The sequence below is a fragment of the Shigella sp. SIG6 genome, assembly GCF_053555815.1.
In genome coordinates this window covers 1-10,627 of record NZ_JBQZXC010000121.1, presented here as the reverse complement: position 1 = coordinate 10,627, position 10,627 = coordinate 1, and the positions used below count along the sequence as shown (strand labels likewise).

Annotated in this window: 6 protein-coding genes and 4 pseudogenes; all 10 read right to left on the bottom strand. The window is 55.9% G+C overall.

Annotation, left to right across the window (positions count from 1 at the left end; all coding sequences use genetic code 11):
• A partial coding sequence (locus ACUU1M_RS16270) for a prophage tail fiber N-terminal domain-containing protein (RefSeq protein WP_449144692.1) occupies positions 1-386 on the bottom strand: 386 nt, incomplete at its 3' end.
• Positions 387-407: 21 nt separating this feature from the next.
• On the bottom strand, positions 408-1,007 hold the full coding sequence (locus tag ACUU1M_RS16265; RefSeq protein ID WP_152029010.1) for an Ail/Lom family outer membrane beta-barrel protein: 600 nt from the start codon (positions 1,005-1,007) through the stop codon (positions 408-410).
• A gap of 67 nt (positions 1,008-1,074) precedes the next feature.
• Positions 1,075-4,550: pseudogene (gene gpJ, locus ACUU1M_RS16260) on the bottom strand (phage attachment tail tip protein J).
• A gap of 60 nt (positions 4,551-4,610) precedes the next feature.
• Positions 4,611-5,213, bottom strand: coding sequence for a tail assembly protein (locus ACUU1M_RS16255; protein WP_000090878.1), 603 nt, complete (start codon positions 5,211-5,213; stop codon positions 4,611-4,613).
• Positions 5,150-5,893, bottom strand: coding sequence for a C40 family peptidase (locus ACUU1M_RS16250; protein ID WP_000194735.1), 744 nt, complete (start codon positions 5,891-5,893; stop codon positions 5,150-5,152). Before ACUU1M_RS16250 ends, ACUU1M_RS16255 begins: the two co-directional genes overlap by 64 nt.
• Before the next feature lie 4 nt (positions 5,894-5,897).
• The gene (locus ACUU1M_RS16245; RefSeq protein ID WP_001152490.1) at positions 5,898-6,596 is read right to left on the bottom strand and encodes a phage minor tail protein L; all 699 of its coding nucleotides are present in this window, start codon (positions 6,594-6,596) and stop codon (positions 5,898-5,900) included.
• Positions 6,596-6,926, bottom strand: a pseudogene (locus ACUU1M_RS16240) (phage tail protein). The gene ACUU1M_RS16245 and the pseudogene ACUU1M_RS16240 overlap by 1 nt, the downstream one beginning before the upstream one ends.
• Positions 6,926-9,903: pseudogene (locus tag ACUU1M_RS16235) on the bottom strand (phage tail tape measure protein). Before ACUU1M_RS16235 ends, ACUU1M_RS16240 begins: the two co-directional pseudogenes overlap by 1 nt.
• On the bottom strand, positions 9,875-10,204 hold the full coding sequence (locus tag ACUU1M_RS16230; RefSeq protein ID WP_001161003.1) for a phage tail assembly protein T: 330 nt from the start codon (positions 10,202-10,204) through the stop codon (positions 9,875-9,877). Before ACUU1M_RS16230 ends, ACUU1M_RS16235 begins: the two are co-directional and overlap by 29 nt.
• 8 nt (positions 10,205-10,212) lie before the next feature.
• Positions 10,213-10,524 (bottom strand): annotated as a pseudogene (gene gpG, locus ACUU1M_RS16225) (phage tail assembly chaperone G); the annotation flags it as partial.
• Positions 10,525-10,627: the final 103 nt, after the last annotated feature.

Here is a 10,627-nt window from a genome sequence, read left to right as displayed (position 1 = left end):
CGCTGCGCCTGCGCCACCATTTCCTCAAAGCGCTTCATCACCTCCGGACGTAAATCACCATCCTTTGGTGCATTCAGAAACGCGTTCAGTGTCCCCGGTGCATCAGTCGGTGCCACATCAATATCCCCGACACGGGTTGGCTGCCAGCCGTTACAGTGAAGCGCAACCTCGTAATACCCCGGCTCAGCCTCAATCACATAAGCACCGTTATTGTCCGTCACGCAAGTGGCAACAACGTGTGCCACAACGGTCGGACTGGTTCTTCTGGCCCGCAGTTCAATCGCACAATTTACGACAGGTTTACCCGCCCCATCTTTCAGTACACCTGAAATCTTTACTGCCATATTCACCCCACAAAAAGCCCGCCTGAACCAGCGGGCTGTCATAACACTGTGTTACCTGGCTAATCAGAACTTATAACCGACACCCACGATGAAACCGTCAGTGCGCCAGTCGCCACTGCCGGAACCTGCATAAGCAAGGTCAATGGCCACGGATTCGGTCGGGTTAAACTGCACGCCAGCCCCCCACGCCAGAGACGTGTTGCTGTGGCGGTTGTCATCACTCCCGGTCAGCACATCGTGCGTTTTCCCCTTGTTGTCAGTTACGCGGAGATAATCCCCGGAGAAGGTCGACACACGGCTGTAAGCCACGCCCACCATCGCATACGCGCTGAACCATTCATTCACGCGCACAGACGGCCCCGCCATCACGCTGAACCAGCGGTTACGCACGGAATCCTCATGCCAGCGGGTATCGCTGTAATGCGTTTTTTGCTCATCTTCAGCGTTGGCATAGCTGAATGACGTCACCAGCCCCAGCGTGTCCGTAAACTCATAACGGTATTTCACGTTAATGCCCTTCAGGTCATCGCTGCCTGGCATATCAGTATGGGTCTGAAGATACCCGGCGCTCAGCGTGGACTGATGTTCAGACGCCCATGCAGGCGCACCGGATACGGCCAGACAGATGGCTGCGGACAAAATGACTGCACAAACTTTACGCATAATTACCTCTCGCTTTTCTGCAATAAAAAAGGCACCATTTCTGGTGCCCGTATCTGGGTTATAAAATTCAGCTGATACTGATACCTGCTGTGGATTTCTTCATCACAACAACCAGCAAATCGCTGATACTTGCTGTGGGATACCAGCCATTTACCAGCCATGCCGATACAGAAAACTCCAGCGTCATGTGACCGTGACCGGCAGGCATATCAATAACACCCGTATATATCAGCGTATTATCCAGGGTCGTTCGGTTATAAATTTCAGCACCGTTTTTCTTCACTATCAGGCGGCATGACGAATAAATATTGTTATTCTTCCGCTCATGTTTAGCACCGCGAAACGCCACCGCGGGAATAACAATTTGCCGATCAAACGGCTGATCGTCATAAACCCTGACGGTAATGGTCCCTGATGGCCACCTCTCCGGTGCCCGGGAGTCCCGTGGGAAAGGTTTGCCCACTGTTTTAACGAGATCGCCTTCAATCTGGTTCGCGGACAATTTTCCCAGAACCCGACAGTTCTTATTAATCGTGACGTTGTTGAGCGTCCCGGAGTTCGCGTTCACGTTACCGCTGATATCGGCATTTTTCGCCGTCAGCCGTCCGCCAGGTGTCAGGGAAAATGCCGGAGGATTACCGCCGCTGGTAATGGTCGGAGCCGTCAGGCGTTTCAGGAACACGTCGTTCATGAATATCTGATCGCCCTGACCAACAAACATCGGCTTTGTGTTGCCATTCGCAGGATTAATCATCGCAATCCTGTCTGCCGCCAGCAGCACCTGACTCTGCATTCCTGCTGGCGTATTCTCAATACCGGCACCGATACCCGCAATATAAAGGCGTCCTTCATCTGTTGCAGCTTCACAGCCCACATGCTGTTCAGGTTATTATTTGTATCAACCTGAACTTTCTGTATCTGCTGGATTGCAGCACTCTGATTTTCCAGTTTTTTATTGACGGTCTGCGTGATTTCATTGCTGACATTCGTAATGGACGTCCTGATTTCAGTCAGGTCCGGCGCAAGCTGACCGTTATCAATCTGCGTCCACAACTCCTTGCCGAGATGCGTTTTATTGATCAACCCTTTATAAAAACTCAGATAACCTTCCGCATCATCGCTCGCCCGACCGACGGCCTCCACAAATGCCGATTTGCCAACGGTGTTCACACTGCGAACGTAAAAATAATAATCATGGCCCGGCCTGATATTGATACTGGCGGCTATCCAGTACAGCGCCGTGCCAAGATAGCGGGCGCTGGTTTCAACCTGCCTGATATCCGCAATCCGCTTTTCCGAAAACCAGAACTCAAACTGCACCGTCGGGTCATATACAGCCAGTTTCGGGACCGCCGTTATCTGAAAATACCCCGGTATCAGTTCAATAGTGACAGGCGCTGCCGGTGCCGCAATCCGGAACGATACCGACGCCGGATCGCCCTGCTGCCCCCGGGCATTTACCTCCCGGACTGTCAGACTGTAATTCCCCAGCGCCAGCTGCCTGAAGCGGTATGTGGTTTCCGTCGTCCGGGCTGTGCTGACCAGCCGCTCACTGCCGTCGTCCGCTGCCACGGTCAGGCGAAGCAGGAAGCTCACTCCCTTCACCACCTTCGGCGTGTCCCATCGCGCCAGCACCTGATATTCCCCGCTGTCTGCGGTGACTTCGGCGGTCAGATGCTGCACCGCTGGCGGCGTGACACCATTCACCGTGCCGCGCCGGTCACCGTCAAAGTGTGCCCCGTTATCCACGATGGCCTCTTTTTCCGGCACATGCTGCACGGCGGTGATGGCATACGTGCCGTCGTCGTTCTCACGGATACTCACGCAGCGGAACAGGCGCTGGCGCAGCGTCGGCAGCTTCAGCCCCCACACGCTGTATCCGGCAACGCCGTCAGGAACCCGGCTCACTTTCACCTTCACGCCGTCGGTGACGGACTGGACCTCCACGCTGACCGGATTGCCACTTCCGTCAACCAGGCTTATCAGCGTGGTACCGGAGGACGGCAGCGTGATTTCACGGTCGAGCGTCAGCGTCCGGGTCTGGCTGTTCACCGCCAGTACGCGACCACCGGTGCTGATACCGGCATAATCATCATCGCAGATTTCAATGACATCACCCGGTACATGGCGAAGCCCTTCTGCGCCGACGCTGAAGTCCACGATCTGCGTTTCCAGCAGTTCCGTTTTAATCAGCCACAGCCCGGCGCGGTGCGCCTGTCCCCGGCTGGTACAGCCAAAGGCATCCATCTTCGTGACGTTACGACCGTAACGGAGAATGGCCTGCGTGTCCTCCACAAGCTCTGTCGCCGTCTCATGACCGTTGTCCGGATCAATCCAGTTCACCTCAACGACATTATGGCGGTCCTTCAGGGCGCTGAAGCTGTAGCGGAACGGCGCGCCATCATCCGGCATCACCACATTACTGCGGTTATAGGTCCACACTTTATCCGACGGTCGGTCCTGCACGAACGTCAGCATCTGCCCGTTCCATACCGGCATACAGCGCATCGCCGAGCAGAAATCACTGAGAACATCCCACGCCTTACGCTGTGTGGTCAGGTAAGCGTTACAGGTGATGCGCGGCTCCGTGCCGCCAAATCCGTCCGGCACTGACTGGTCGCAGTACTGGCCGATGACATACAGCGCCCATTTGTCCACATCTGCCGCACCAAGACGTTTCCCCATGCCGTAGCGCGGATGAGTGAGCATGTCCCACAGACACCAGGCCATGTTGTTGCTGTATGCTGGCTTAAGCGTTCCGTCCCAGATACCGCTGTATTGCCGCGTCTGCGGGTTATAGTTCGACGGCACCTGCAGAATGCGCCCGCGAAGATGATAATTGCGACTCACCTGCTGGTTACCGAACTGCTCTGAATCCACCTGCACGCCGACCAGCGCCGTGTTCGGGTAGCACTGTTTCACATCGATGATTTCGGTGTACGACGACCAGAGCGTTTTGTTCTGCAGCTGGTCTGTGGTGCTGTCCGGTGTCATCCTGCGCATCCGGATATTAAACGGGCGCGGCGGCAGGTTACCCACCACCACCGAGGCCAGATACTGCGAAGTGGTTTTGCCCTTAATGGTGATGTCTTTTTCCGTCACCCAGCCACCGTTACGCTGTATCTGAACCAGCAGGCGGACTTCCGACGGATTCCGGTCCCCCTTTGAGGTGGTTTCCACCAGTGCCTGCACACCGAAGGTCAGGCGCAGACGATCAATGTTTGCCGACGTGATGGTCCGGGTGATCGGCGTGTCGTATTTCACTTCCGTACCCAGCACCGTCTCGGAGCCGGAAGATTCAACCCCCTCCGGCGGTGTCTGCTCCTGCTCGCCGGCGCGGAACACTACCGTAACACCGGAAAAGTTTGTCTTCCCCTCGCTGTCCAGGACCGGCGTACCGTTCAGCAGCACGCTTTTTAATCCATCCACCGGACCGTCAACCGGCCCTTCGCTGATGGCATCAATCACACTCAGCAACTGCGTGGATTTCAGGTTGTCCTTCGCTTCGCGCGGGGTATGCCCCTTACTGCTGCCTTTACCCATTCCTCACGCTCCATAAACGACAAAACCGCCCGCAGGCGGTTTCACATAAAACATTTTGCATCAGCGACCAATCACCACAACCTGACCACCATCCCCTTCGTCTGCCGTGCTGATCTCCTGAGAAACCACACGTGACCCCACGCGCATTTCACCGTACAGAACGGGCAGAACATTGCCCTGGGCAACCATGTTATCCAGTGACGAGAAATACGTGTTCTGCTTACCGTTATCCGTTGTCTGTGTACGGGGAGTTCTGGCTTTCGGTGCCAGCATCTGTGCAACACCGCCAAGCGTCATACTGGCACCGAGAGAAAACAGCAGATTACTCGCCATAATTCCTACCCCCGGCATCCATATAGCAACCGCCATAACAGCCGCCCCCAGCACCGCCTGAAACACACCGCCACTTTTAGCTCCCACCAGACGCGGTACTATGTGGATCACTGCACCATTTGCCAGCGGCTCATTAAGACGGGCAGACAATTCGGTTTCACCTGCATCACGCCCGGCAATGCGCACCTGATACCAGCCGTCACTCAGTTTCTGACGAAACGCCGGGAGCTGTGTGGCCAGTGCCCGGATGGCTTCAGCCCCCGTTTTCACACGAAGGTCGATGCGGCGACCAAATCGTTGTAAATCCCCGTAAAGGCAGATGCGCGCCATGCCCGGTGACGCCAGAGGGAGTGTGTGCGTCGCTGCCATTTGTCGGTGTACCGCTCTCGTTTGCTCAGTTGTTCAGGAATATGGTGCAGCAGCCCGCCGTCACCGCAGTAAATGGCGGCATGATTCGGCACCGATGAACCAAAACAGCACAGCAGCACATCGCCCGGCTGCGCCTCTGTCAGTGCGACACGGTAAAAACCCGTCACCTCCATATTGTCAAGATAGAGATTCTGACCGTTACGCCACCAGTCATCCCCGCGATGAAAATCCGGCATCTCAATCCCCGCCAGATGATAAGCATCCCGGAACAGCGTGTAACAGTCCGTCACCCCGTGCTCAAAGCGCCGCCCGGTGAGATGCGGCACACAGCGGAATTTATGAATCTCACCCCGGCAGACCAGCCACCAAGGCAAATCACTCTGCACCTGCAGCCGCCGGTCAGCCTCACTCAGCCAGGGCAGACCACCGGGATGACTGTGGACCAGCGCCACAATCTCACCCAGCATTTGTGCCCGCAGCCAGTCCTCCGGAGCCATCCGGAACCGTTCCTCCGGCTCACCGGAGATATTCTCGCTGGGAAGATACCTGTCTCCCTCCGGCGTTCTCACCACGAAGCCACACGACTCCGCTGGCGCACATCGCCGGGCGTGCGCCAGAATCGCTGATTCTGTCTGTGTCATGGATTTACTGAGAAAGTTTATTGATGGAAAGGAAACCGCCGAAATTACCGGTATTGTTGCGCAACTCACACCCGCGCATACACTTGCTGCATTTGTCCTTCCGGATATCCGTCGTTGGTTTGTCGAACTCGTCAGCCACTGCCCTGCCCGTGTAACCACACTCATCAGAACGGTAAGTCCACATACAGGTATTCGCCAGCATGATACGCCCCGGGAAAACCGCGCCATCCGTCTCCGTTGGTGTGGCCAGCACAAAAGAGGCACTGACCGCGCTCAGTTCGCTGCACTGCTCGATGCGCCAGCGGCTGATCACCTCCTGTTCCGGATCGGCGTCGCTGTTTCCGTTGACGAAGTTCACCGCATCCAGAAAACGGGCGTAAACCTTACGCCTGACCACCGTTCCGCCGACCAGACTCTGCAGATCTTCCGCCATACCGGTGACCATGCCGTGCAGGTTAGAGACCGTCAGTGTCGGACGGGCAGCACAGCCCCTGCCGTTCAGTTCAAACCCCGACCCCTGAATGGGGTATGCCTGATACTGCCGCCCCTGCCAGGTGACCGGCTCACCTTTTTCGTTCTGCTCATTACAGAAAAAATAACGCTCACCACCGACCTCTGTCAGATCGATTTCCCAGAGCTCCACCCGGGCTGACTGCTCCGCACGGGTGCATTCATTCAGTGTTTCCTGCCGGATATCCTGCATCAGTTCACCACCTGTTCAAAATCGGCCGTTACAGTCACCCATAACGCCCCCACGCTTGCCGACCATTTACGACAAACCACCCTTGATCGGTTTCCAGTCATAAGGTGGCGTCCACTGAAATGCGCGGACGCCACCGTGCCGTTCCAGAAAGGCTTTTAAAGATGGGTGTTCACCTTTACGAACACGTATCGTCACGCTGTAAGTCGACAACTGGTTATTCAGTCCCGCCGCACGACGCTGTTCATAACCATCGCCCAGCTTCACTGTCACCACTTTCGGCTCTGATACCACATTCATATCCGGGCGCACTTTCCAGTGAAACGTCTCCATTACCGGTATGCTCCACTTAACCGGCCACCATCACGGGCCTGCTGTTGCATAAAGTCCGCGGCCGCTTTTTTCCCGAGGTCATAAACCACCTTCAGGGCAGCCGGACCTATCTGCCCGTTCGTGCCGTCGTTATTGATCTCAATGTTGTACTGCGGGGCAAACATCACCATGCCTGAACCACCAGTATCCGCCACAACCCCCAGCTTACCATCAGCACCGCGACGCAGTGGCAGAATGGCTTCAGGTCCCGCTTCCCCCATCACACCCGCGCCTTTTGCAAAAGCAAAAAACGTCGGACGGTTAACCACCGTGCCACTGTAGCGACTCAAATCAGCAGACTGGTAAACACCGCCATCAGCATTAGTCGTGAAGCCGAATAAAGAACCGACGCCCTTTACCGCCTGCATCATGGCCATCTGTGCCATAATTCTGGCCATATCTGACAACAGGGAAGAGGTGAAGGATTTAAAATTCAGCTTACCGGTGGTACAGAATGTCGCCAGTGCATTACCGGCACTGCTGAATGCCACTGTAAACATCTGTTCTGCCGTTCCCGCCGCATTATCCGCATCCGCCGTAAAATTCTGAAACGCCCGCATGGCACCGTTTTTCCAGTCGCCCTGCGCCACTTCCAGTTCCTGCCAGTAGCGTTTGTTTTCATTCAGTTGTCGCTTCAGGCTCCCCTTCAGCACCTCCTCAGCCCTCCGGTAGTCCTCCGTCCCGTAAGTGCCTTTCTGGCGACTGTCATTCTCAAGCTGTTGCAACTGTTGCCGGTATTCCTGCCGGATGCGCAACTGTGCCTGGTAGCGCTGCCGCTGCTTATCCCCCATACCTGCAGTGGCAATATCCAGATTGTGCTGCTCACGCAGTGCACGTTCTTTGTCTGCCAGCTGGCTGGTCAGCTGAACCGTTTTTTTTCTCAGGTCGTTAAGCGCTGTCTGTTTCTGCAGCTCCTGCTGTTTCACATCCAGCAGCGTCAGCGCCTGAATCAGCTCATTCTTACGGGCCAGCACACTCTTTTCATCTGCCGTCAGCTTTTTCCCGTCCAGGTCGCTGATGCGCTGCTGCAGGGCCAGAAGCTGTTTATGCGCTTCAGTCATCCTTTCAGTGGCAATGCCTGCTGACTGTCTGGCAGCAGCAATCTGCCCTTCCACCTGTGCCTGCTGCTGACTGTACTGCAGCAATAACCGGGTGGCCTCATCATTACGGGTTGCCCGTGTATTTTTCTTAATGGCTTTTTCGTAACGTTCATTTTCACGCTGTATCGCCGCATCCCTGACAGCCTGGTCGGCGTACTGCATGGCATTAATACGCGCAATTTCCCGCTGATGTCGTGCAGCTCCCGTTTCATTCATCCGGTTCAGCGCGGCATTTTCAGCATTCCGGCGTTTTTTCTCCTGAAGATCGTTAAGACGCTGCTGATCGTACTCCACCTGTGTGGAGGCGTTTGTCCACGGATATTTTTTCGCGCGCTGAATTTTTTCCTGTAACGCATCAATCTGCGCATCCAGCGAGTCTTCACGACCAATATTCATGGCCGCATCCCAGAACTGCTTCCACCAGTCAGACAAGGTTTGCAGCGTACTACCCAGCGCATTGAGATTATTATCAATATCAGATGTGCGTTTACCGGTTTCCTCTGCCAGCGCAGACATGGCGATCCGGGCCGCATCACTGGACCGCCCCTGCTCCCCAAGGACGCGTATCTGCTCAAGCTGAGTGGCAGTCAAAAAATGCAGCGCATTGTCCAGCGCCTTCGCGGCATTTACAGGATCATCCTTCAGCCGCTTAAACTGATTTATGGTATCGCTGACCGACTGGCCAACCGATCGCTCCATCTGTGCGGCAGCTTTCGCCACCATACCAATATCGTTTCCATGAAATGCCCCACTGCCCACCACCTGTGCCAGCGCACCGGCTGCCGCATGTTGCGTGATACCATTCCCGGATATGGCCCGGCTGAGTTTCCACAACTGCCCGACAGTGACACCGGCATAATGTCCCGTCAGCGCCAGCTGACGGTTAAATTCCTCGCCCTCCTTCCGCCGTCATGCCAGGCTTTACCCAGACCCAGGACCGCCGCGACAAGTCCGCCAATAACGCCGCCAGTCATCATGCCTTTCGGCGACATCTGTGCGCCTGTCCATCCGGCACGGTTAGCCAGCGTTATCCCGGATCCCCTCAGCGCACCAAAATTGCCGCGCGCCATCTGACTGATTAACACCCCCAGCTCCCGCCGGGCTGCCGCACTTTTCAGCCCCAGCGAATGTATGGCTTTTCCTGCCCGCTCCATTTTGCGGATATACACTTCTGCAGCACTGCTTACCCCCAGCTGAGCCGCCCTGGCGCGAAGCAACTCAGAAGACGACAGATTCTGGCGGGTTGCCTGCTCTTTAAGCTGGCGGATAAACGCCGCTTTCTGCCGGGTGGCCTGTTCCTCTGCCTGCGTCAGGGCACGGGTTTTCGCCGTGATCTCCGAAATCAGCGCCAGATAATCCTGCTGACCAACCCCGCCACTGTTTCTGGCCTGTCGGATCTGCTGCTGAATACGCTGTAATTCCTGAAGCCCCGCACCGGCCTGTTTCACACTGTCAATCTGGCGATAAAAGGCGGCAGCCGCTTTATCCTGCGCCTCCGCCAGTGCCCTGGCCTGCGCCTGTTCCTCGCGCATTTTCTGATTCAGGGCATCCACGCGCAGACGGGTTTGTTCCACCTCACGGGCCATGCGTTCATGAGCCCGTGCATTCTTCTCCACCGTCTGCGCATGGGCTGATGCTGCTGTTGCAGCCGAAGAAGCCGCCTGCATTGTCTGCCGGGCCGCCTGAGTCTGACGCTCCATAAAACGCTGCATACGGGCAGAAGACCGTTCTGCATCGCTGGCTGCACCATTCAGAAGGTTTTTGATACGGGGAATTTCATTTTTAAACTCTGCCGCATCAATCCCCAAATCAATGACCAGGTTGGCTATCTGGTCCATAACGCACACCTCCGGAAATACCTTCCCCAAGATGCATCAGTTCTTCGTCCGTTCGCTCCGGTATCCCGTTCTCTTCCGGTAAAAGGCTGAAATCAGCCACCGCAGCATCGATGCTGCCGGACACCATTCTCACGATCAATGCCTTCAGCGAGGCAAACTGCGCATCCATCCACACATCACTGAAGCTCTGCATCCGGAAATAATCGCCCCACTCACCAAGCTCAGTGGCCGACATATCCGACAGCATCCGCCGCCAGTCTGCCCGCCGGAACTCCCGGGCAAGCCGCATGACAAACTGCATTTCCCGCGTCAGGACTTTTCCGGCGTCAGCGCCTCATGATCATCATCCCCGGCATTCTCAATGGTCCCCATACCGCTCAGCGACAGAACCCTCTCCGCCCCCGTGCCCAGCGCATCATACGACCATGTTGTCATAATGGATGCGCAAAGCGTCTCAACATCCTGAGACTGCTCAGCATTCCACAGTGAGCGGGAAACCAGCCAGGCATTGATATCCATTCCCATACGCAGAAAAGCAATCTGTCGTTCAGCCTCCGGCAGTTCTCCCTCCTGTGCATCAAACTTTGCCGTTCGCTGCTGAACAAACGTCAGATATTCAATGAGGTGTACTGGCAATAGCGGACACTACCATTTGTTCTTTTTTTAAGCCGCCATCTGATGATATTTTTCCCTGAAGGCTGCCGGGGAGATATTCCCCAGACGA

Coding starts and splice junctions, on each gene's coding strand:
- ACUU1M_RS16265 (WP_152029010.1), bottom strand. CDS start 1,007: ATGCGTAAAGTTTGTGCAGTCATTTTGTCCGCAGCCATCTGTCTGGCC.
- ACUU1M_RS16255 (WP_000090878.1), bottom strand. CDS start 5,213: ATGGCGCGCATCTGCCTTTACGGGGATTTACAACGATTTGGTCGCCGC.
- ACUU1M_RS16250 (WP_000194735.1), bottom strand. CDS start 5,893: ATGACACAGACAGAATCAGCGATTCTGGCGCACGCCCGGCGATGTGCG.
- ACUU1M_RS16245 (WP_001152490.1), bottom strand. CDS start 6,596: ATGCAGGATATCCGGCAGGAAACACTGAATGAATGCACCCGTGCGGAG.
- ACUU1M_RS16230 (WP_001161003.1), bottom strand. CDS start 10,204: ATGCAGTTTGTCATGCGGCTTGCCCGGGAGTTCCGGCGGGCAGACTGG.